Genomic DNA, 21,056 nt, shown 5'->3' with positions numbered 1-21,056 from the left:
ACGTCGACCGGCCCGCAGGAGAAGAGCCAGTTACGGTGTCGTGGTTCCCTTATCCGGCACGCACTGCCGAGGCCACCGCGGCACCGATCGCCGCCATTCCCGCCGCCGTCGGATGCAGGGGTGCGGCAGGATTCTGCGGGACGACCCCCTCGAAGTACCGCTGATCGGCAGCCACGCACACGTCGTGGCCTACACTCAGCGCCTCGGTGTCGACGAACTCTGCACCGTGCTCGTCCGCCTGCTGCTTCAGTGCCTCGTTCATGGCGGTGATGCTGCCCTGGATGTAGTCGGCGTCCTCCGGCAGCATCGGTTGCGTGGGGAAGCAGCCACCGTCGGGCAGATAGGTGCCGTAACCGACCACCAGAATCCGCGCGTCGGGCGCACGTTCGGCCACCGCGTCGAGCATCGCTCCCCAGCTCGGTGCAGCGTCCTCGACGGCCGCGGCCACGGAGTCGACGCCCCCTGCGGTGAGCCGGTCCCTGCAGACGTTGGTGGCCGAGGTGTCCGCGAACGTCAGGCACTGCACTGCCGTCGAGACCAGCCCGATGTCGTTGCCGCCGATCGTGACGGTCACCAGATCGGTCTCGGGGGTCAGCGCATCGAGTTGCACGGGCACCTCGCCGCTGGATGTTCCCTGCGCAGTGGAGACGATGTTCTCGGTGACCGCACCCGAGCAGGTGACGTCGACGAACGAGCCGACTGCCAAGTCCTCGGCGAGTACGTGTGGGTAGTTGGAATCGGACTGCTGGCATCCCGGTGCGCCGACCTGATCGGGGATCCGCGGGCCCGATGCGGCCGAGTCACCCAGCGCGACGTAATTCAGCGGAACGGACGCGTCCTCCGACGACCCAGCAGGCGCTTCCGACACCGACGAGTCCGACGAACAGCCCGCCAGTACGCAGGCGGACACAGCAAGACAGACGAGAATTCCCTGGCTCCTCACAGCTTCGACGCTACAGATGCCGGTAATCTCGACCGGGTTGTCCAGGACAGACGTCCATCGCATCGAACAGAGGAATTTTCATGATCACCGCGTTCATCAACCAGATCCTCAGCGGCTTCGGCTCCATTTCCGCTGGCAGCAGTGGCTTCGAGCTGGCACCGGGAACGCTGCCCTTCGGGCTGTAGAGACCACCGCATACTCACCCGCGCGGTGGCCGACGATTGCTTCTTCCGCCGCGCGGGTAGTCCGGCATCATGACTACCCACGACAACGACTCGAAGACCCCCGACGCCGAGAAGGACGTGACGTCCGATCCGGCCGCGGCTGCAGAAGACAACGATTGGTCGAGCGAAGGCGGAGCGATCGAAACCGGTCCCGCGACCGACGACGAGCGAACCGACAGCAACTAACCGATCAGACGGCGGGGAGCGGCCCGCAGCGTGCGGACGTCGCCGTCGGCGACGATGTGCTCCACAGTCTCACCTCGGGTGCGCGTCGAATCGCCGACGGTGAACCTCACGCGAGCGTCACCGAGCCAGTCGACTCCGACGACGATTCCCACGGTGCCCTTCGGTATCCCGCTGCGCCACCGCAGTTGCCCCAGATTGCGTACCGTGATCACGGTCTCGCCGATCTCGAAATGCCCCATACGCCCCCCCGGCTCGATTCTTACCGACCAGTAGACCTCGAGTGAACGCCCTGTTCAACCGGTAGATCCGCGCTTACTTCGCCCGCTGACAGCCTCGGTGCCAGTCGGCACGATCACAATTCGGCAATTGGCCCATTTGCGGCCATCAACCCGGACCTGGGGTATCTTCCGCTTCTACCATTTGCTGTCCTGGCAAGAATTATTGCCAACTTCCGGACCGTGTCGGACACTCTTCCAATGACTACAGACACCGATCGACACACTCCGGTCGACGCGATCATCGTCGGCGGCGGAGTCGCCGGACTCAGCGCCGCCGTGGCCCTCGGCCGTTCCCGACGATCCGTCGCGATCATCGACGCGGGCGATCCCCGCAACGCTCCGGCAGCGCATTCACACAACTACCTCACCCGCGACGGGGAATCGCCTCTCGAGCTGGTACGCCTCGGCCGAGACGAGGCGCGACACTACGGCGCACGCATCGTCGAGGGTGTCGCGACGTCCGCGAGTCGAACCGAAGCCGGGTTCGAGGTGACTCTCGCCGACGGTTCCGTCGTCCGCGGCCGCCGCCTCCTGGTCACCACCGGCCTCACCGATGTACTGCCCGACATCCCCGGCCTCGCCGATCGGTGGGGGCGCGACGTACTGCACTGCCCTTACTGCCACGGCTGGGAGGTACGCGATCGCAGGATCGGCATCATCGGCAGCGCCATGGTCGGGCATCAGGCACAGATGTGGCGTCAGCTCACCGAGCACGTCACGGTGTTCGCGCACACGGCACCGAATTCGGCCGAAGAGGACCTCGAACGACTCGCCGCACGTGGCATCGAGGTCGTCGACGGGGAGATCGCTCGGGTCGATGTCGACGGCGACGCAATCGTCGGAGTGACACTCGCGAGCGGCACGCAGATCCCGCTCGACGCGTTGGTCGTCGGACCCAACTTCACCTCCCGCGCAGACGTCCTGTTGTCGCTGGGGCTCGCCACGACCGAGATGGTCATGAACGACCACGTCCTCGGCACGTACGTCGAGGCCGATCCCGTCGGCGCCACCTCCGTTCCCGGCGTGTGGGTTGCAGGCAACGTGTCCGCACCGATGGACACCGTCGTGGCGGCGTCCGCGGCCGGAGTGAAGGCAGGCGCGGCTATCAACGGTGACCTGATCGAGGAGGAGGTTCGCATCGCCGTCGAACGGGCAAAGGCCATCGCTTCGTAGATGCCCGGAGACCGACACCCGTGAGCTGTCACAACATCTGTTGAGCTTTTCCCACCTACAGGCCGGCTTCGGCTCCGTGTGCGCTGCGCAAAGACGTATATTCACCCATGGAGGCGTCGCGAACAGCCATGCGAACGCTACGAGCGAGAAGGAAGTAGGTCCTTCGATGAATACGAAGGTCGCTGCGCCCTTCACCATGCACACCGTACGAACCGTCGGTCTGGGTGCCGTGGTCGTCGTCGCGAGCACCGTCTTCGTTCTCGGCGACGCCGGAATACGGGCCGGCGTGCTCGCCACCGTCGCAGTCGGATCGGTGCTGGCCATCAGCGCCGCTATCCGTCGATACCGTCCCGACGACTCTCGGTGCTGGTGGGCACTGTTCGGTGCCTCGGTGCTGTTCATGTTCGGGGTCTCGCTCCGCAGCGATCCCACCGCACTGAACCATTCGTTCCCGCTGCTGCCGGATCTGTTCACCCTGACCGGGTACGCCCTCGTAGGGTACGCACTGTCGCGGTGGATCCGAGATCGACAGTCGATCGACGACATCACTCCGCTCGTCGATGCAGGCCTGATCTTCCTCGGCACCCTGTTCCTGTCGTGGTTGCTGTTCATCTCCCCGGCCCTCGAATCTCCCCGGTCGTCGGCATCGACCGTGGTCAACGGGCTGTATCCGGCGATCGACGCAGCACTGATCACCCTGACCACCTACCTGCTGTTCTCGTCCAAACCCCGCACCCCCGCGCTGCAGTGGGCTCTGCTCGCGCTCGTCGCGACACTCGTCGGCGACATCTCGTACGCGTTCGCGGCCACAACCGACGACGCGCCGTCCTCGGGATTGCTCGACGGCATCTACCTGTTCGCGTATCTCGCCCTGGCGATGGCCGCCCTGGATCCGTCGATGCGTACCGTCTCCCAGCGGCAGACTCCTGCACCGGCGCACAGCAACCGCCGCGTCGTGTTCGTGGTGATGCTGCTGGTCGTCTGCGCCACGGTCCCGCTGCTGGGCTCGGCCGTGTCCACCGGAGATCTGATCGTCCGATCCCTGTTGCTCGCCTCGATTCTGGTGGGGGCCTTCCTGCGCGGCGAACGCGCGCTGACCCGCGTGCAGGTCGGTGAGGAGCACGCGAAATACCTGGCCGCTCACGATCTGTTGACCGGCCTACCGAACCGCACGATGCTCGACGAGGAATTCACCCGGCTCGAGCGCACCCAGACTCCGGGGCGCACGTGCGTCCTGTTCGTCGACCTCGACAACTTCAAGATGGTCAACGACTCGTACGGTCACCGCGTCGGTGACGAACTCATCGTGGCCGCAGCGCGACGCATCCGCGCCGCCGTCGGTGCCGCCGACACCGTGGTCAGGTACGCCGGTGACGAGTTCGTCGTGTTGACCCGCCGCGATCGCGGCGGAGCAGAAGCATTGGCCCGCCGCATCATCGATCGAACGAACGAGCCGTTCCCTCTGAGCGCCGCAACGGCATACGTCACGGCCTCGGTGGGAATCGCGGACGCGGACCGACTGCACGACGCCATCCGCGAGGCCGACACCGCGATGTATCACGCGAAATCTCTCGGCGCGGCGCGCTACGCGTTCTTCGACGAGTCCCTGCGTGCGCGAGCCACATCCGCGATCGAGACCGCCACCGCGCTGCGCGGTGCAATCAGACGCGGCGAGCTCGAGGTGTACTACCAGCCGATCATCGAGACCACCTCGCGCACCACCGTCGTCTACGAGGCACTTCTGCGCTGGAACTGGCAGGGGCGAGTGCGTACCCCCAACGAGTTCATCCCGATCGCCGAATCCACCAACCTCATCAAGGAAATCGGCGAATGGGTGCTGCGCACCGCGATGTCGGATCTGGTGACACTGCGTTCCGACGGGCAGGACGTCACCATGTCGGTGAACGTGTCCCCGATGCAGTTGCGTGACGATTCGTTGCCGGTGATCGTCGGGAGACTGCTCGACACGTACGGCCTCCAAGGAGCGGATCTGGCCCTCGAGATCACCGAGAGCGTGCTGATCGACGACATGGGTACGGCGAAAAGCGTTCTCGACCGACTCGCTGCGATGGGTGTGCTCATCGTTCTCGACGACTTCGGTATCGGCTACTCCTCGTTGAGCAGGCTGCGCGCGATGCCGATCGCACTGCTCAAGATCGACAAGTCGTTCGTCCACCAGATCGGCACTTCGGAATCCGACACGCAGCTGATTCGCGCGATCGTCGCCATGGCGTCGGCGCTGCCGGTGGCCACGGTGGCCGAGGGCGTCGAGACCGAGGAGCAGGCCGCGATCATCGAGGCTCTCGAATGCCGCTTCGCGCAGGGCTTTCTGTTCGGTAGACCGGCACCCGTCGCACATTGGCTTCTCGAATCTGCCGAGACCCGTGCCGGCAGGTGAGCCGGGTGTTAGCGTCGGGCGGTGTCTGTAATCGGAGTGCACCGCTCGACTGTCCTTGCGTGTGCCCTACTGCTGGTGCCGCTCGCCGCGTGCAGTAGCAGCGAGAGCACCGATCCCGACCCCGCGTCCGAGAACAGCTGTGTTCTCGGTGCCAGCGGCGGCACCCCGGTAGAGGGGACGCCGAATGCGAGTTCGGGTGACATCTCCACCAATCCCGAAGTGGCGACCGGGTATCGATCCGACATGGCTCCGGTGGAGACGGCCTCGTACTCCGTCTCGACGGCCAACCCGGTTTCCACCGAGGCCGCGTGCGCGGTCCTGCGTGACGGTGGCACCGCGGCCGACGCGCTGATCGTGGCGCAGACGATGCTCGGTCTCGTCGAGCCGCAGTCCTCCGGCATCGGCGGCGGGGCCTTCCTGATGTACTACGACGCGGCCACCGGTGAAGTACAGAGCTACGACGGCCGCGAGACCGCCCCGATGAGTGCGACCGGCGACTACCTGCGGTACATCGACGACGTCGATCGCACTCTGCCTCAACCCGATGCCCGTTCGAGCGGTCGATCGATCGGCGTCCCCGGGGTGCTGCGGATGCTCGAGCAAGCCCACGACGATCACGGCACCAAGCAGTGGGGGGAGCTGTTCGAACCCGCAATCGGTCTCGCCGACAACGGAATCGAGATCAGCCCGCGCATGGCATCGTCCATTGCCGACTCGGCCCCGAAGCTCGCCCTCGACCCCGCGTCCAAGGATTACTTCCTGCAGCCGGACGGCACCGGCAAGCCGGCCGGGACGGTGCTGAACAACCCGGCGATGTCGAAGACGCTGTCCGCCATCGCAACCGACGGGGCAGACGCCTTCTACACCGGTGACATCGCGCAGGCCATCGTCGACGCGACCGCGGACACCACCGCCGGCCGTACCCCCGGACAGATCACGCTGGAGGATCTCGCCGCGTACGAACCCAAGACCCGCACGGCCGTCTGCACCGAGTATCGCGATCACGACATCTGCGGTATGCCCGGCCCGTCCTCGGGCGGTATCGCGGTGGCGTCGGCGATGGGGATTCTGTCGAATTTCGATCTCGCGCAATACGCCCCGACGGGAATGGACGCCAACGGCGGAACCCCGACGGCCGAAGGCGTGCACCTGATCGCCGAGGCCGAGCGCCTGGCCTACGCCGACCGCGACAAGTACGTCGCCGATCCGGACTTCGTACCACTGCCCGGTGGATCCCCCGATGCACTGCTCGATCCCGAATATCTCAGTGAGCGAGCGGGACTGATCGACGAGGGCAGATCCATGGGCACAGCACAGCCCGGCGACTTCGGCCCGGTGCAGTTCGCGTCGTCCACCGATCCCGAGTTCGGCACCAGCCACATCTCCGTCGTAGACAGCCAGGGCAATGCCGCCTCGATGACGACGACCGTCGAGTCGGCTTTCGGCTCGTTCCACATGGTCGACGGCTTCCTGCTCAACAATCAGCTCACCGACTTCTCGGCATCGCCGGTGGCCGAGGACGGTACGCCGGTGGCCAATCGCGTCGAGCCGGGGAAGCGTCCACGCAGCTCGATGGCACCGACCCTGGTCTTCGACCGAAACGAAGACGGCACGCGCGGAGATCTGGCGCTCGTCGCCGGCTCTCCCGGCGGTTCGGTGATCATCCAGTTCGTCGTCAAAACACTGGTGGGACTGCTCGATTGGGGCATGGATCCGCAGCAGGCGGTGTCGATGGTCGACTTCGGTGCGGCCAACACCCCGTCGACCAACTACGGCGGCGAACACCCGAACGTGATGGGCGAGAACGATCCTGTGGTCGCGGCGCTCCGCGAGATGGGCCACCAGGTCTCGGTCGCCGACCAGTCCAGCGGCCTGAGTGCACTGCAACGAACCGACGGCGGTTGGATCGGGGGAGCGGACCCACGCCGCGAGGGTGAGGTACTCGGTGGATAGGTGCGAGCGCGGTCAACTCACAAACCGGTAGCCCATACCGGTTTCGGTGATCAGATGCACCGGGGAGGCCGGATCTCGTTCGAGCTTCTGTCGCAGTTGGCCGAGATAGATTCGCAGATAATGTGTTTCGCGCTCATGCCCGGGTCCCCAGACTGTGCGCAGTATGTCCTTCTGCGACACCAGCTTGCCCTCGTTGCGCACCAGTAGTTCGAGAACCCCCCATTCGGTACGGGTCAGGTGCACGCTCACACCATCTCGCACAACGGTTTTCGTGGCGAGGTCGACGGTGAAGTCCTCGGTGACAACAACGGGGTCGGCGACGGAGTGCGGTCCACGGCGCAGGGCGGCGCGCAATCGGGCCAGCAACTCGTCCATGCCGAAGGGCTTGGTGACGAAGTCGTCGGCACCGGCGTCGAGTGCCTCGACGGTATCGGCCGAATCGGTGCGAGCCGAGAGCACCAGGATCGGTACGTCGGTCCAGCCGCGCAGACCGGCGATGACGTCGATTCCGTCGATGTCGGGCAGCCCGAGGTCGAGAATCACGATGTCCGGGTGGAAGTTCGCGGCCACCCGCAGCGCCTCTCCGCCGCTCGCCGCGCTGACCACCTCGAACCCACGCACGTTGAGGTTGATTCGCAGCGCCCGCACGATCTGCGGCTCGTCGTCGACGACGAGCACCCGCACCTTCACCTACTCGCCGCCTTCAACTCGACCGTCATCGTCAGCCCGCCGCCCACGGTGTTCGATGCCGTGACGGTACCGCCCATCGCCCGTACGAATCCTCGCACCACCGACAACCCGAGCCCGACGCCCACCGAGTTGTCGCGATCCCCGAGGCGTTGGAACGCGTCGAACATCGTCTCCTCGGCTCCCTCGGAGATGCCGGGTCCGTGGTCGGCGACGGAGATACTCGCCCACTCGCCGTGCACCGCCGCACTGACGATGATGTCCCCGGTGGGAGCGTAGCGGGCACTGTTGTGCACCAGGTTCGCCAGTACCCGCTCGAGCAGTCCCGGGTCCGCCAGCACTTCTACATCGCCCACGTCCACACGAACCCGATCGTCGGCTCCGATCAATGCGCCGCCCAACACGTCGTCGACGAAAACGGGTCGCAGACTGGGCTGAACCACGCCGGCCTGCAGCCGCGAGGAGTCGAGCAAGTTACTCACCAACGCGGTCAGCTGATCGGCCGATTCGTCGATGGTGGCGAGCAATTCGTCGGTGTCCTCGGGCGAGAACTGAACGTCGGTGCTGCGCAGCGACGAGGACGCCGCCTTGACCGCCGACAGTGGCGTCCGCAGATCGTGGCTCACGGCCGAGAGCAATGCTCGACGCAACGCGTCGGCCTCGGCGAGCGCGTTGGCTCGGCTGGCTTCCTCGGCGAGACGCGCCTGACGGACCATGCCGGCCGCTTGGTTGGCCACCGCCGCGAGTACCCGCCGATCGTGCGCGCGGGTACGTTCGCCGACGAGCAGCAACGTGAAGTCGCCCGCGTCGACCTCGGTGTCGGCTGCGGCACGATCGACAGGAGCCTGCGCGCCGGCGCTGCCCACGATGGATCCGGACTGGTTGTCCCACAGCGCAACGCCCGTCTGCCGATAGGTCTCACGGGCGCGTTCGAGGAGTGCGGTCAGATCCGCTCCGCGGAGTACCGATCCGGCGAACAGCGTCAACAGCTCGGCTTCCTGGGTGGCCCGGCGTGCCTGACGCGTCCGCCGGGCGGCGGCGTCGACGAGGGCGGCGACGGCAACGGCGACGAGGAGCAGCACGACGGTGACGACGAAGTTGTCGGGCTCGGCGATCGTCAGGCTGTACCGGGGTGTGGTGAAGAAGTAGTTGAGCAGGAAGCCCGCGATCAATGCCGAGAGTGCTGCCGGCGCAACCCCTCCCAGCAGCGCGACGCACAGCACCACCATGAAGAACAGGGCGCTCTCACCGCTGGAGTCGAAGTCCGGTCCGACCGTGCTCAGTACGGCGGCGGCCAGGCACGGCACCAGGACGGCGGCGACCCACGCGATGATCCGTCGACGACCCGAATCGACCTGCATGCCCCTGCGGGTGGCTTGCTCGGCGTGGGTGACCATGTGTACGTCGATCTTTCCCGAGTTCTGCACCACCGCCGCGCCGATGCCCTCGTCGAGGATGCGGGCGGCACGTGACCGTCTCGAGGTGCCGATCACCAGCTGCGTCGCATTCACCCCGCGGGCGAAGTCGAGCAGCGTCGTCGGCACGTCGTCGCCGACGACACTGTGCACGCTGGCACCCAGCCCGGCGGCCAGCTTGCGCACCGAACCCATCTGCGGTGCCGAGACACCCATGAGCCCGTCGCCGCGGACGATGTGCAGCACCATCAGCTCGGCACTGGACTTCGAGGCGATGCGACTGGCGCGGCGCAGCAACGTTTCCGATTCCGGGCCACCGGTCACCGCCACCACCACGCGCTCGCGGGCCTCCCACGTGTCGGTGATGCGATTGTCCTTGCGGTACTTCACCAGTGCCGCGTCGACCTGATCGGCGATCCACAGCAGCGCCAGCTCGCGCAAGGCAGTGAGGTTGCCGCCGCGGAAGTAGTTGCTCAGTGCGGCGTCGACCTTCTCGGCGGCGTAGACGTTGCCGTGCCGCAATCTGCTGCGCAGCGCCTCGGGGGTGATGTCGACCAACTCGACCTCGTCAGCGGCTCGAACGACGCTGTCGGGCACAGTCTCTCGCTGCGGCACTCCGGTGATCTGCTGCACCACGTCGTTGAGCGATTCGAGATGCTGGACGTTGAGGGTGGAGATGACGTCGATGCCTGCGTCGAGCAGCACTTCGACGTCCTGCCACCGCTTGCCGTGCACGCTGCCCGGGGTGTTGGTGTGCGCCAGTTCGTCGACGAGCACCACCTGCGGCTTTCGGGCCAGGACGGCGTCGAGATCGAGTTCCTGCGCCGAGGACCCGCGGTACTCGACGGTCGCCATCGGCAGCACTTCGATGCCGTCGAGCGCGTCGATCGTTCGCGCTCGGCCGTGTGTCTCGACCACGGCCGCCACGACGTCGCAGCCCCGGCTGCGCAGTCGATGCGCCTCGCCGAGCATGGCGAAGGTCTTGCCGACGCCGGGTGCTGCGCCGAGGTAGATCCGCAGCTCACCCCTGTCCGCCACAGCCTGTCTCCTCACCCGGCCGGTATGTGTCCCGTAGTGCCAGGTTCAACTCCGGAACGTTCACCGCTTCGGCACCGAGTACACCGTACTGCGGCCCGTGCGTGTACTCGGCGACCAGAGCCTCGACGTCGCTCACCGAGGCTCCGTTCACCTGAGCGACTCGCGCGATCTGGATGGCCGCGTAGGCGGGACTGATGTCGGGATCGATCCCCGAACCGGACCCGGTGACGGCATCGGCCGGTACCGCAGCCGGATCGACGTTCTCCCGGGCCGCGATGGCAGCGCGGCGCTGCTCGACGAACGACGCCAGCACCTCGCTCGACGGCCCCTGGTTGGTCGGCAGGGCCGCGGCCGGATCCCCCGGAGCGAACGCGTCGTCGTCGGACACCGACCCGGTGACGCGGGTGTGGAAGAACGGATCCGGCTCTCCCTGAGCCACCTGCGGGTCGACGCCGATCAACGAGCTTCCGACGACGCAGCCCCGGGCGTCGCGCAGCGGCGAACCCTCGGCGGAGTCGGTCCCGATACGGCTGATGCCCCAGACCACGGCCGGGTAGCCGATGCCGAGCACGACCGTCAATGCCAGCAGCACTGCGAAGCCGGCAACAACCTGGCGAAGAAATCCCTGTACGAAGCGCATGATCAGCCAATCCCTGGAATGTGTCGAACGAGGAGGTCGATGAGCCAGATGCCGACGAACGGGCTGATGACGCCGCCGACGCCGTACACCAGCAGGTTCCGGCGCAGCAACGCTGCCGCCGGTGCCGGGGTGTAGCGAACACCTTTGAGCGCCAACGGGATCAGCGCGACGATCACCAGTGCATTGAAGATCACCGCAGACAGGATCGCCGATTCCGGCGTCGCCAGACGCATGATGTTCAGCCCACCGAACTGCGGATAGACGGTGGAGAACATCGCCGGCAGAATCGCGAAGTACTTCGCCAGATCGTTGGCCAGCGAGAACGTCGTCAGCGCGCCGCGGGTGATGAGGAGCTGCTTGCCGATCTCGACGATCTCGATCAACTTGGTCGGGTCGGAATCGAGGTCGACCATGTTGCCGGCTTCCTTGGCGGCCGAGGTGCCGGTGTTCATCGCGACACCGACGTCGGCCTGGGCGAGAGCCGGGGCGTCGTTGGTCCCGTCGCCTGTCATCGCGACCAGCCTGCCGCCCTCCTGTTCCTGCCGGATCAGCGTGAGCTTGTCCTCGGGCGTCGCCTCGGCGAGGTAATCGTCGACCCCGGCCTCGGCGGCGATGGCCTTGGCGGTGAGCGGGTTGTCGCCGGTCACCATGACCGTCCGAATTCCCATGGCGCGCAGCTGTGCGAACCGCTCGGCGATGCCCGGCTTGACCACGTCGGAGAGCTCCACGACACCGAGAGCACGAGCAGCAGAACCGGTTTCGCGTACCGCCACCACCAGCGGCGTACCGCCGTTCTGGGCGATGTCGTGCACGGTGGCGTCGAGATCCGCCGTGCCGCCGCCCTCACGGATCCAACTGTAGACCGAATCCGCTGCACCCTTACGGATCTCCATGCCCGGAAGGTCCAGCCCGCTCATCCGAGTCTGCGCCGTGAAGGCCACGAACTCGCCGCGCTCGGATTCGCCTTCTGCCATCGAAGATTCGAAGTCACGCTCGACCAGTTCGACGATGCTGCGGCCCTCGGGGGTGCCGTCGGCGAGTGAGGACAGTCGAGCTGCCCGAGCCAGTTCGACGGCGTCGACGCCTGTGGCCGGGTGCAGTCCGGTCGCGCGTCGATTTCCGAAGGTGATGGTGCCGGTCTTGTCCATCAGCAACGTGTCGATGTCGCCTGCCGCTTCCACTGCGCGTCCGGACATCGCCAGCACGTTGCGCTGCACCAGGCGGTCCATGCCCGCGATGCCGATCGCCGAGAGCAGCGCGCCGATCGTGGTGGGGATGAGGCAGACCAACAGTGCGATCAGCTGGATCGGATCCTGTTGCTGCCCCGCGTAGTTCGACATCGGACCGATGGCGACGACGGCGAAGAGGAACACGATCGTCAGGGACGCAAGAAGAATGTTGAGCGCGATCTCGTTCGGTGTCTTCTGCCGAGCCGCGCCCTCGACGAGTGCAATCATTCGATCGACGAAGGTCTCACCCTGCGCTGCAGTGATTTTCACGACGATCTCGTCCGAGAGCACGATGGTTCCGCCGGTCACCGCCGATCGGTCGCCGCCGGACTCGCGCACCACGGGAGCCGATTCTCCGGTGATCGCCGACTCGTCGACGGTGGCGATGCCCTCGATGACGTCGCCGTCACCGGGAATGACCTCACCTGCCGAGACGATCACCTCGTCGCCGACGAGCAATTCGGCACCGGCGACCTCTTCCACTCCGGATGCTGTGCGCCGTCGGGCAACAGTGTCCTGCTTGACCTTTCGCAGGCTGGCGGCCTGGGCCTTGCCGCGGCCCTCGGCCACGGATTCGGCGAGGTTGGCGAACAGCACCGTGAACCAGAGCCATCCGGTGACGAACCAGGCGAACACCGACGGCTGGGCGATCGAGAGGACGGTGGTGACGATGGAGCCGAGGAAGACGACGAACATGACCGGGTTGCGGGCCAGGTGCCGCGGGTCGAGTTTGCGGAACGCGCCGGGTACGGCCGTTCTCAGTGACAGGTTCATTGCATGGCCTCTGCTATGGGTCCGAGAGCAAGTGCGGGGAAGAACGTGAGGGCGGCGACGAGAATCGCGGTGCCGATCAGCAATGTGCCGAACAGCGGCCCGTCGGTGGGGAGGGTGCCTGCGTTGGGTGCGCTGCGTTTGGTCGTCGCCAGCGATCCGGCCAGGGCCAGCACGAAGACGATCGGCAGGAAGCGGCCGAGCAGCATCGCGACACCGAGGGAGATCTGGAACCAGTCGCTCGTCACCGTCAGTCCACCGAAGGCGCTGCCGTTGTTGTTGGAGGCCGACGCGTAGGCGTAGAGCACCTCGGTGAAGCCGTGGATGCCGGGATTGCCCTGATAGCTGGTCGTCGATTCGAGCATCACGGTGATGGACGTGCCGACGAGCACGAGGATCGGCATCACCAGTACCGACAGTGCGGCCATCGTGATGGCGCGTCGACCCAGCTTCTTGCCGAGGAACTCGGGAGTGCGGCCGACGAGCAGGCCACCGACGAACACGGCGATGACCGCGAGCACGAGCAATCCGTACAGGCCGGTGCCGACGCCGCCGGGTGCGATCTCGCCGAACAGCATGTTCAGCAGTACTGTTCCGCCGCCGAGTGCAGACATACTGTCGTGTGCGGAATTGACTGCACCGGTCGATGTTCCGGTGGTGGACACGGCGAACAGCGCCGACGCCGGAATGCCGAAGCGGACTTCCTTGCCTTCCATCATCGCGCCCGCAGCGGTGGCTGCGACGCCCCGGGTTCCGGACTCGGCGAACAGCGTGACCGTCAGCAGCGTGGCCCAGAGCGTCGCCATGACCGCCAGCAGCGTCAGGCCCTGCTTGCGGTTGCCGATCATGGTGCCGAACGTGCGGGTGAGCGCGACCGGGATCAACAGCAGCGAGATGATCTGCACGATGTTGGTCAGCGGGGTCGGGTTCTCGAACGGATGCGCCGAGTTGGCTGCGAGGATGCCGCCGCCGTTGGTGCCGATTTCCTTGATCGCCTCCTGAGAGGCAACGGGCGCAAGCGCATTGGTGACCGTCTGCCCGTCCAGTCCGGTGGAGGTGAATCCGGTCGAGAACGACATGATGGTGCCCTGAGTCAGCATGATCACGGCCACCAGCAGCGCCAGCGGCAACAGAATGCGCAGTGTTCCGCGAGTGAGGTCGATCCAGAAGTTGCCGAGCTCACCGCCGGTGGAGACACGCACGAAGCCACGGATGACGGCGATCGCAACCGCGAGACCGACTGCGGCAGAGACGAAGTTCTGCACCGCGAGACCCAGCGGCTGCGTCAGGTTGGACAGCGTGGTCTCGGGGACGTACGACTGCCAGTTGGTGTTGGTGACGAACGACGCGGCGGTGTTGAACGCCATCGCCGGGCTGACCCCGGACAGGCCCCCGTTCAGCGGCAGCACACCCTGAATTCGCTGCAGTACGAACAGGAACACGACGCCGGCGAACGAGAACCCCAGCAGACTGGTGGAGTAACCCACCCACGTCTGTTCGGAGGCGGAGTTCACCCGAGCCACCCGATAGAGCAGACGTTCGACGCGCGTGTCGTGGGACGAGTCGAACACTCGGGCCATGTAGTCGCCGAGCGGTACGTACGCCGCAGCCAGCACGACGATCACCACCGCGATCTGCAGGCCCGCGACAAGAGCAGGATTCATGGCGGCGTCAGAACCTCTCCGGATCGAGGAGAGCGACGAACAGGTACACCGCAACACATGCGGCAACCACGAGACAGAGCAATTCGGTCATTGCTCGATCCTGAATCCCGCGACCGAGCCGAACCGCGTTCCTTACGCTTTCTTACGCCGTCGACCAGCGGTCATGACGCAGTTTTTACGTCAGCGCCAGCGCTCCACCGACCATGGCGATCCGCTAGCGCTCCTCGATGTCGTCGACGCGGATCTCCACGACATCGCGTTCGAGGGTGGTGCCCAGCAGATCCGACACGGTATCGATCGCGATGGTCGCGAGCTCTTCTCCCGCGGCCTGCAGGTCGTCGCCGTACACCCCGATCACCGCGACGAACAGGCCGATACAGGCATGGTCGTCGAGGTCGAGGTCGATCTCGGTCGGTTGCGCGCCGCGTACACCTGCGAGTGCACGCCGGAGCGTCGTCTTGACGATGTGATCGCTGATCCGCAGCGAGTCCGCCGGTCCCGCCGTGGAGCCGAGCGGATACGCGCTGTCGATAGGCCACGTACGCCTGGTGGTGTTACGTACCTTCGTGAGGATGGACGCGCTGATGTCCACCCAATTCGGTTCCTGCGGTGCGTCCCGAAGTTCGGTGGCAGCACGCGCGAGAACCGAATCCGGCTCTACTGGGTTCGCCATGTTGCCAACCTTTCGCTCAATGTTGCTCGTGCTCTGGTCAACTGACCACGTACTGCGCCTGCGGACAACGTCATGATCGCGCCGATCTCGGGATGCGTCAGGCCCTCGACCTCGCGAAGCAACCAACAGGCCCGCTGGCGGTACGGCAGCTCCGACAGCGCGACGCCCAGCTCGGTCATGAAGCTGTCGGCCTCGACATCGGCCTCTGGATTGCTGCCCGCGCCGGTGCTCTTGCGCTCGAACAACCAATCTTCGGCGGGTGGAACGCTGCGCTTGCGGCGATGGTCGATCACCTTGTGCGAGACCAACGAGAACAACCATGTTCGCAGAGCCGAGTCCCCACGGAAATTGTCGAGGCCCTTCCACGCTGCCACAAAAGCGTCCTGCACCACCTCCTCGGCGGCACCTTGATCGGACAGCATGTTGCGCGCATAGCGGAACATCTCCGGGCCGTAGCGCCGGACGATCTCCTCGAACGCATCGGTCTCGCCCAGCGCCGCAGCGCCGACGAGAACGCGGTCCGACGCGTCAACCCACTCCATCGGGCCCCCAGTTCGCTTCATCGTGGTCATCGATCACGCAAGTCTTTCGATACCGGTTTACCAGTGGACGTAATCTATGACGTAGGTCACTTTATTCGGACGTGCGTTTCACCGATCGAGCTACGACCAACTCCTGTCACACACTCTGCACCGAAGACACACAACGAAGAGAGGCATTCATGAGCTCCACGACGGACACCAAGGCAACCGTATCCGCAGCAGGCGAAGGAAAGACCGACATCACCACCAAGTCGGACTCCGTGCTCGTCAGCTCGCAGGGCCGCACCACCATTGCCGATACCGTCGTCTCCAAGATCGCCGGCATCGCCACCCGTGAGGTCCAGGGAGTGCACGCCGTCGGCGGCGGAGCCAGCCGCGCAATCGGCGCTCTCCGCGAGCGCATCCCCGGTGCCCGCGTCAACCAGTCGCAGGGCGTGTCGGTCGAGGTCGGCGAGCGTCAGGCAGCGGTCGACATCGACATCGTCGCCGACTACGGCGTTTCCATCGCAGACCTCGCAGCGGGCATCCGTCGCAACGTCATCAACGCCGTCGAGCGCATGACCGGCCTCGAGGTCACCGAGGTCAACATCGTCGTTCACGACATCTACCTCGACGACGGCTCGGACGACGAAGACACCACCAGCGAGCCCGCCACCACCCGAGTGCAGTGACCGACCCGCACATGACGGAACGTGACAGGTCCGAGGACATCGCCGACGCCGTACTGGCGATCGACGGTGTCGTCGGGCTGCACGGCGGCATGTTCGGTGAGGCCGCTACGTATCTGCCCGGGCGTCGTATCGCCGGCATCCGAATCGGTGAGGACGGGACCGAGGTCCACGTATCGCTGGAGTTCGGAGTCGCAGTCCGCGAGACGGCCGATGCAGTACGACGCACAGTGGCGACGATGGTCGACGGGCCCGTGCACGTCACCGTCGAGGACATTGTGCGAGTCTGACCAGGTGAACCAGCACGCAGCGCACGACCGAGCCGCCGAGTACAAGGCGGCTCGGCGCGCTGTGGCACGCGAACACCACCCCGACATCGGCGGCGACCCGGCCCGGTACATGGCCGCACTCGCAGATGTCGACCGAAGATTCGCGGTGCTGCCCTCGGCCCCTGTCAACGCAGCGAGCACACCGACGGCATTCCGTGCATCCTCGATTCCGTCCCCGCTACGCACACTTCCCAAGCGGATCGCTCGTATCCGCAAACGCGTCACCAGGCGCAACTACTTCGAACTCTGAGTGGAGATCAAGACCATGACCACTGCAACCATCGGTTTGTTCGTGGGACTTCTGCTGGCCATCGCCGCAGCGGCAGGCGGCTTCACCGGCTTCCTCATCGCCATCGTTCTCGGCGGCCTCGGATTCTTCGTCGGCCGCTACATCGACGGCGAACTGGACCTGAACTCGATCATGCGTGGTCGCGGTCGTGACTGAGACAGCTGCGACCGACACCCCCGAGGACGCCGGCGAACGCGGATCACTCGAGATCAAGCACAAGGCCGTCGAGCGCCTGGCAGTACTCGCTGCCCGCAGCACCGACGCCGTTGCCGATCCTCAGCCGGGCCTGCGCGTCCTCGGTGGGCGTGACCTACCCAAGGCCGACGTGACGATCAACGGCTCCCGCGTTCGCGCCCAGGTCGCGGTGGCGGTCACCTGGCCATCGCCGCTGGCGAAGGTGGCCGCTGACGTTCGTGCCGCCGTGGCCCGGGATCTGTCCGAGCTGGGCATCTACACCGTCGATCGAGTCGACGTCACCGTCCAATGCGTACCCGCCGAAGCCACCGTCGAAGAAGGGAGAGTGCAATGACCGCGAAAGCGACGAAGAAGCCGGTAGCCAACCCCGCCGCCGCCGTACCCGCAATCCTGTTCGCACTCGTCCTCATCGGAGCCGGTGTGGTCCTCGGCCGAGAAGCGTTGCTGAACCTGGGTGCCATCGACGGCCCCGAGTGGGTCGGTCCCGCTGCCACGAACCTGGACGGGCTCACCGCGCAGAGTTGGATGCTGCCGGCCGGGATTGCCGCTGTCGTCGTCGGATTCATCCTCGTCCTGCTCGCCGTCAAGCCACGCCGGCGGACCCACCGTGCCCTCACCGAGCAGGACGTCTGGCTCCGCAAGGGTGACGTCGCCGCTGTTGCTCGCACCGCCGCTCTCGACAACGCCGGAGTCGACTCCGCGACGGCCAAGGCCGGCAACAAGAAGGTCACCGTCGCCGCGTCGACCGTGACGGGCACCGACACCGCAGCGCTGAAATCGTCGATCGCCACCTCCGTCGACGACGCTCTCCGCCCACTCGCGCCGGCACCGAAAGTCCGCACGCGAGTGCGAACGACAGGACAACCATCGTGAAACGCGCAACTGCCTCGGTCGACCGAACCAGTACGGCGGTCGTCGGACTCGCACTGATCGCCCTCGGCGGCGGAGCGATCGCGTGGGAACGTGGCCAGTTCCCTGGCCGCGAGCGCATCGATGCCGCGTTCGTCGACACCACCGTCGACGCCGGGTGGTGGCCCTGGGCTCTCGGAGCAGCCGCGATCGTTCTCGTTCTTCTCGGATTGTGGTGGTTGCTCGCGCACCTGCCCCGCCGTTCGGTCGGCACCGTCGCGTTTTCGTCCACTGCAGACTCGGATGTCGACGGCAGGCTCAGTGTCGATCTGACCACCGCCGCCAAGAGTGCTGCCAAGTCCCTGGCAGCCCACGAGGGCGTCGTGTCTGCACACGGCCGATCGGTGTCGGACCGCGGTCAGCGAGTCGTCGAGATCACCGCGACCATCGACCCGGCCGTGACGACACTCGACAAGGTCTCCGCGGTTGCGGCACAGACGCGCAACGACATCGTGACGTCACTGGACGGTACTCCCGCCGCAGTGCGGATCCTGTTGCAGTGCGGAAAGTCTCGAAAGCAGTCCGTTCGCGTGAGCTGACTTCCGCTCGAACGCTCAGGAGAACTCGATCTCCCCGATCAGGCCGTGATGGTCCGATCCGGGGAGATCGATTCTTTCCAGCGACCGCGCATGGCCGGAGTTGGTGAGGATGTGGTCGATCCCGACGACAGCGGGCGTGCCCTTGTCCGTGGGATAGGTCGGGATCAGGCCCTTGCCCAATTGCGCTGCGGCGTCCGAGTATCCGACGTCGAGCAGGTTGCGGAACTTCTTGTGCGAGTACGTGGTGTTGAAGTCCCCGCTGACGATCACCCGGCCGGTGCCTGCCACCGCCTCCAAATCGTTTCGCAGCGTGTCCAATTCAGCGGTCCAGATGTCCGCCGGGGTGATGTAGGCGGGACCGGGATGCACGGCCAGCAGCGTGACCGGCTCGGAACCGGGGACCTCGACCTCGGTGGCGAGATTGACCGGGCCGTATCCGTCGAGCTGCCGGTTGTCCGAGATCGGGAATCGGCTGTAGATTCCGGCTCCGCCGCCACCTGTCGCGTACGGCTCGAGGTAGCTGTAGGGGAAAAGTTCGTCCATACCGGCGTCACGGAGACCGACCACCGACGCGTCGGTCAGTTCCTGGATCGTGACGACATCGACGGCACTGTCGCGGGCCTGACCGACCACGGCATTGGGATCGGCCAGCCCGACCATCAGATTCGCCTGCATGACGCGCAACCGCACGCCCTCGCTGCCCGTCGCGTCCTCGGGTGCCGCGTCCGCCACGTAGAGCGGTGCGTAGGCCACTGCGCCTGCAGCGAGAACCAGGGCGGAGACTCCCGCCAGAACCCAGCGCCGACCGATCAACGCCACCAGGGCACCGACCACCACGGCGATGAACATCAGCGGAACGAACGACGCGAGCGCGATCAGAACGTTGACCCGGGTGTCGGTGTAGTAGACGCCCAGTGCCACGAGCCCGGTGGCGATGCCCAGAATGGCGATCGAGCCGATGAGTATTCGTATCCAGGTTCGCTGCATCCGCCCTAGAGTAGCTACGCTCGCACGCCGCCGACCAACGCTCGGATGGTCGTCCAGGTCATCGACAACAAACCGCGAACCGCCGCGAACGAGAACGCAATGGACCACACCGTTCGTGTCGACGGTTCTTCGACCGGCACTCCGGCGAATCGATCGGACAACCAGTCCAAGGTCAGCGGCGCACCGATCGGGTGCAGCGACAGGTGTTCGCTCAGCCGATCCCGCAGATAGGTCACGTGGGCTCCGGCCTCGATGTACCGATCCACCTGTCCGTCGACGTCGTCGACGGCGATGATCTGATCGTGCACCGATTGAATGACCAGCAGCGGTGCCGTCGGCGCGGTGCGCCCGGGCTGAATATCCAGGAACACCTGCACGATCTCGGGCAGTGCCAACAGATCGGCCAGCGGAACGTCGATGTAGTGGTCCAGGTCGTGCCTGGCCAGTTTGGTCACGGCGCGCACTGTCGTCATCGACTCCACGGAATCGAGAATGCGCATTCCGTCCTCGTTGACGTGCTGACGGATGACACGATCGAGCTCGGGGTAGGTCCGCCGCAGGCCGGCCACCACCAGTGTCGGCAATGCTGCGTGCAGCGTCGCATTGAGCCGGGTGAACGCCGAACCCGGATCTCCGACGGGGGAGCCGAGCGCGGCACCGACCAGCTCGATCTCCGGTGCGTATTCCGGTGCCATCTCCGCTGCCCAGGATGTTGCGAGCCCGCCTCCCGAGTAGCCCCACAGCGCGACCGGCGTGCTGTAGTTCAATTCGAGCGGCTCGAACGACAACGCCGCGCGGATGGCGTCGAGCGTGCAGAAACCGGGTTCCTGCGGCGAACCCCAGTGGCCGTCGGGTCCCTCGTGATCCGGGATCGAGATGGTCCACCCTCGGCGCAGGGCGTGCAGTACCAGCAGGAACTCGAACTGTGGGACCGCGCCGAAAGCCCGCGAGCCACGCCGAAGCGCGTAGGACGGGAAGCACGAGGACGCGACGCCGTCGATCGCACACTGATAAGACAGAAGTACCGGCTCCGCGTCCCGCGGGCGCAGCACCGTCGTGACGCTGGCCTGGGGATACCCGCCGAGATCAGCGGTGCGATAGAGCAGCTGCCACGCATCGACTCGCTGGCGCACACGACCGAACATCGCGACCTCGACCGGCCGCACCTTGAGAATCGTCCCCGGTGGAGCCGCTTCGTACCCATCGGGCGCGGCGTAGAAGGGGTCGTCCTCCGGCCTGGTCGCGTCGCTCCGGCTCGGTGCTCGTTCCACCGGCCAGGGCTGTTCGTCTTCTATCGATCTGTCGACGCTCATGTCCCACCGCTTC

23 protein-coding genes are annotated in these 21,056 nt (G+C 66.0%); 11 read left to right on the top strand and 12 right to left on the bottom strand.

The genetic code is table 11. The features are described 5' to 3' along the window. Positions 1–49 precede the first annotated feature (49 nt). A complete protein-coding gene (locus tag CH283_RS13825) occupies positions 50–943 on the bottom strand; it encodes an SGNH/GDSL hydrolase family protein (protein WP_255183205.1) in 894 nt (297 codons plus the stop codon). Positions 944–1,197: 254 nt separating this feature from the next. Between CH283_RS13825 and CH283_RS28295 the strand changes: the two genes are divergently transcribed. Next, positions 1,198–1,353 carry a hypothetical protein gene (locus tag CH283_RS28295; protein ID WP_176460451.1) on the top strand — a complete coding sequence of 52 codons (156 nt, stop codon included), beginning with the start codon at positions 1,198–1,200 and terminating at the stop codon, positions 1,351–1,353. Here the strand turns inward: CH283_RS28295 and CH283_RS13820 are convergent. Further along, a complete protein-coding gene (locus CH283_RS13820) occupies positions 1,350–1,592 on the bottom strand; it encodes a hypothetical protein (RefSeq protein ID WP_255183204.1) in 243 nt (80 codons plus the stop codon). The two genes, CH283_RS28295 and CH283_RS13820, sit on opposite strands and share 4 nt — an antisense overlap. A gap of 237 nt (positions 1,593–1,829) precedes the next feature. Here CH283_RS13820 and CH283_RS13815 point away from each other — a divergent pair, with 237 nt between their 5' ends. From CH283_RS13815 to ggt, 3 genes are all read left to right on the top strand, one after another. Then, positions 1,830–2,804, top strand: coding sequence for an NAD(P)/FAD-dependent oxidoreductase (locus tag CH283_RS13815; RefSeq protein ID WP_068049462.1), 975 nt, complete (start codon positions 1,830–1,832; stop codon positions 2,802–2,804). A 166-nt stretch (positions 2,805–2,970) separates the two neighbouring features. Beyond that, positions 2,971–5,202, top strand: a complete 2,232-nt coding sequence (locus CH283_RS13810) for a putative bifunctional diguanylate cyclase/phosphodiesterase (RefSeq protein WP_094638306.1) — start codon at positions 2,971–2,973, stop codon at positions 5,200–5,202. A 21-nt stretch (positions 5,203–5,223) separates the two neighbouring features. Beyond that, a complete protein-coding gene (ggt, locus tag CH283_RS13805; protein ID WP_094638308.1) occupies positions 5,224–7,155 on the top strand; it encodes a gamma-glutamyltransferase in 1,932 nt (643 codons plus the stop codon). A 12-nt stretch (positions 7,156–7,167) separates the two neighbouring features. Here ggt and CH283_RS13800 read toward each other — a convergent pair whose 3' ends face one another. From CH283_RS13800 to CH283_RS13765, 8 genes are all read right to left on the bottom strand, one after another. Then, on the bottom strand, positions 7,168–7,845 hold the full coding sequence (locus CH283_RS13800; RefSeq protein ID WP_094638309.1) for a response regulator: 678 nt from the start codon (positions 7,843–7,845) through the stop codon (positions 7,168–7,170). Beyond that, entirely contained in the window at positions 7,842–10,295 is a 2,454-nt protein-coding gene (locus CH283_RS13795; RefSeq protein WP_068049452.1) for a sensor histidine kinase, read from the bottom strand. Before CH283_RS13795 ends, CH283_RS13800 begins: the two co-directional genes overlap by 4 nt. After that, the gene (locus CH283_RS13790) at positions 10,279–10,935 is read right to left on the bottom strand and encodes a potassium-transporting ATPase subunit C (protein ID WP_094638310.1); all 657 of its coding nucleotides are present in this window, start codon (positions 10,933–10,935) and stop codon (positions 10,279–10,281) included. Before CH283_RS13790 ends, CH283_RS13795 begins: the two co-directional genes overlap by 17 nt. 2 nt (positions 10,936–10,937) lie before the next feature. Next, positions 10,938–12,938, bottom strand: a complete 2,001-nt coding sequence (kdpB, locus tag CH283_RS13785) for a potassium-transporting ATPase subunit KdpB (protein WP_094638311.1) — start codon at positions 12,936–12,938, stop codon at positions 10,938–10,940. Next, positions 12,935–14,599: a potassium-transporting ATPase subunit KdpA gene (gene kdpA, locus CH283_RS13780; protein ID WP_094638312.1), complete on the bottom strand. Its 1,665-nt coding sequence runs from the start codon at positions 14,597–14,599 to the stop codon at positions 12,935–12,937. Before kdpA ends, kdpB begins: the two co-directional genes overlap by 4 nt. Positions 14,600–14,606: 7 nt before the next feature. Then, a complete protein-coding gene (locus CH283_RS13775; RefSeq protein ID WP_082898670.1) occupies positions 14,607–14,690 on the bottom strand; it encodes a potassium-transporting ATPase subunit F in 84 nt (27 codons plus the stop codon). A gap of 123 nt (positions 14,691–14,813) precedes the next feature. Further along, complete coding sequence (locus tag CH283_RS13770) at positions 14,814–15,272, bottom strand: hypothetical protein (RefSeq protein WP_068049445.1); 459 nt, start codon at positions 15,270–15,272, stop codon at positions 14,814–14,816. Beyond that, a complete protein-coding gene (locus tag CH283_RS13765) occupies positions 15,257–15,844 on the bottom strand; it encodes an RNA polymerase sigma factor (protein ID WP_082898669.1) in 588 nt (195 codons plus the stop codon). The genes CH283_RS13770 and CH283_RS13765 overlap by 16 nt, the downstream gene beginning before the upstream one ends. A 149-nt stretch (positions 15,845–15,993) precedes the next feature. Between CH283_RS13765 and CH283_RS13760 the strand changes: the two genes are divergently transcribed. From CH283_RS13760 to CH283_RS13730, 7 genes are read left to right on the top strand one after another with little or no spacing between them, the layout of a single operon-like run. Beyond that, the gene (locus tag CH283_RS13760) at positions 15,994–16,485 is read left to right on the top strand and encodes an Asp23/Gls24 family envelope stress response protein (RefSeq protein WP_068049443.1); all 492 of its coding nucleotides are present in this window, start codon (positions 15,994–15,996) and stop codon (positions 16,483–16,485) included. 11 nt (positions 16,486–16,496) lie between these two features. Continuing rightward, positions 16,497–16,772, top strand: coding sequence for an Asp23/Gls24 family envelope stress response protein (locus CH283_RS13755; protein ID WP_068049455.1), 276 nt, complete (start codon positions 16,497–16,499; stop codon positions 16,770–16,772). A gap of 4 nt (positions 16,773–16,776) precedes the next feature. Further along, positions 16,777–17,061: a hypothetical protein gene (locus CH283_RS13750; protein WP_068049442.1), complete on the top strand. Its 285-nt coding sequence runs from the start codon at positions 16,777–16,779 to the stop codon at positions 17,059–17,061. A gap of 15 nt (positions 17,062–17,076) precedes the next feature. After that, a complete protein-coding gene (locus CH283_RS13745; protein WP_027495126.1) occupies positions 17,077–17,256 on the top strand; it encodes a hypothetical protein in 180 nt (59 codons plus the stop codon). Then, on the top strand, positions 17,249–17,629 hold the full coding sequence (locus CH283_RS13740; protein ID WP_068049453.1) for an Asp23/Gls24 family envelope stress response protein: 381 nt from the start codon (positions 17,249–17,251) through the stop codon (positions 17,627–17,629). Before CH283_RS13745 ends, CH283_RS13740 begins: the two co-directional genes overlap by 8 nt. Beyond that, positions 17,626–18,168 carry a DUF6286 domain-containing protein gene (locus tag CH283_RS13735; protein ID WP_094638314.1) on the top strand — a complete coding sequence of 181 codons (543 nt, stop codon included), beginning with the start codon at positions 17,626–17,628 and terminating at the stop codon, positions 18,166–18,168. The genes CH283_RS13740 and CH283_RS13735 overlap by 4 nt, the downstream gene beginning before the upstream one ends. After that, on the top strand, positions 18,165–18,743 hold the full coding sequence (locus CH283_RS13730; protein ID WP_094638315.1) for a hypothetical protein: 579 nt from the start codon (positions 18,165–18,167) through the stop codon (positions 18,741–18,743). Before CH283_RS13735 ends, CH283_RS13730 begins: the two co-directional genes overlap by 4 nt. Before the next feature lie 15 nt (positions 18,744–18,758). On the opposite strand, the gene CH283_RS13725 is transcribed toward CH283_RS13730, so the two are convergent. Next, entirely contained in the window at positions 18,759–19,730 is a 972-nt protein-coding gene (locus tag CH283_RS13725) for an endonuclease/exonuclease/phosphatase family protein (RefSeq protein ID WP_094638316.1), read from the bottom strand. Positions 19,731–19,744: 14 nt separating this feature from the next. Further along, positions 19,745–21,043 (bottom strand): lipase family protein, encoded by a 1,299-nt coding sequence (locus CH283_RS13720; RefSeq protein ID WP_094638317.1) that lies wholly within the window; start codon positions 21,041–21,043, stop codon positions 19,745–19,747. Between the last annotated feature and the right edge of the window lie 13 nt (positions 21,044–21,056).

Origin of the sequence: Rhodococcus sp. 05-2254-2, assembly GCF_002259095.1 — a bacterium.
In the GTDB taxonomy this organism is placed as follows: Bacteria; Actinomycetota; Actinomycetes; order Mycobacteriales; family Mycobacteriaceae; genus Rhodococcoides.
This window is presented reverse-complemented; position numbering and strand designations above follow the sequence as displayed.

Coding starts and splice junctions, on each gene's coding strand:
- kdpA (WP_094638312.1), bottom strand. CDS start 14,599: ATGAATCCTGCTCTTGTCGCGGGCCTGCAGATCGCGGTGGTGATCGTC.
- CH283_RS13790 (WP_094638310.1), bottom strand. CDS start 10,935: ATGCGCTTCGTACAGGGATTTCTTCGCCAGGTTGTTGCCGGCTTCGCA.
- kdpB (WP_094638311.1), bottom strand. CDS start 12,938: ATGAACCTGTCACTGAGAACGGCCGTACCCGGCGCGTTCCGCAAACTC.
- CH283_RS13775 (WP_082898670.1), bottom strand. CDS start 14,690: ATGACCGAATTGCTCTGTCTCGTGGTTGCCGCATGTGTTGCGGTGTAC.
- CH283_RS13815 (WP_068049462.1), top strand. CDS start 1,830: ATGACTACAGACACCGATCGACACACTCCGGTCGACGCGATCATCGTC.
- CH283_RS13735 (WP_094638314.1), top strand. CDS start 17,626: ATGACCGCGAAAGCGACGAAGAAGCCGGTAGCCAACCCCGCCGCCGCC.
- CH283_RS13755 (WP_068049455.1), top strand. CDS start 16,497: ATGACGGAACGTGACAGGTCCGAGGACATCGCCGACGCCGTACTGGCG.
- CH283_RS13725 (WP_094638316.1), bottom strand. CDS start 19,730: ATGCAGCGAACCTGGATACGAATACTCATCGGCTCGATCGCCATTCTG.
- CH283_RS13765 (WP_082898669.1), bottom strand. CDS start 15,844: ATGACCACGATGAAGCGAACTGGGGGCCCGATGGAGTGGGTTGACGCG.
- CH283_RS13810 (WP_094638306.1), top strand. CDS start 2,971: ATGAATACGAAGGTCGCTGCGCCCTTCACCATGCACACCGTACGAACC.
- CH283_RS13745 (WP_027495126.1), top strand. CDS start 17,077: ATGACCACTGCAACCATCGGTTTGTTCGTGGGACTTCTGCTGGCCATC.
- CH283_RS13720 (WP_094638317.1), bottom strand. CDS start 21,043: ATGAGCGTCGACAGATCGATAGAAGACGAACAGCCCTGGCCGGTGGAA.
- CH283_RS13760 (WP_068049443.1), top strand. CDS start 15,994: ATGAGCTCCACGACGGACACCAAGGCAACCGTATCCGCAGCAGGCGAA.
- CH283_RS13770 (WP_068049445.1), bottom strand. CDS start 15,272: ATGGCGAACCCAGTAGAGCCGGATTCGGTTCTCGCGCGTGCTGCCACC.
- CH283_RS28295 (WP_176460451.1), top strand. CDS start 1,198: ATGACTACCCACGACAACGACTCGAAGACCCCCGACGCCGAGAAGGAC.
- CH283_RS13820 (WP_255183204.1), bottom strand. CDS start 1,592: ATGGGGCATTTCGAGATCGGCGAGACCGTGATCACGGTACGCAATCTG.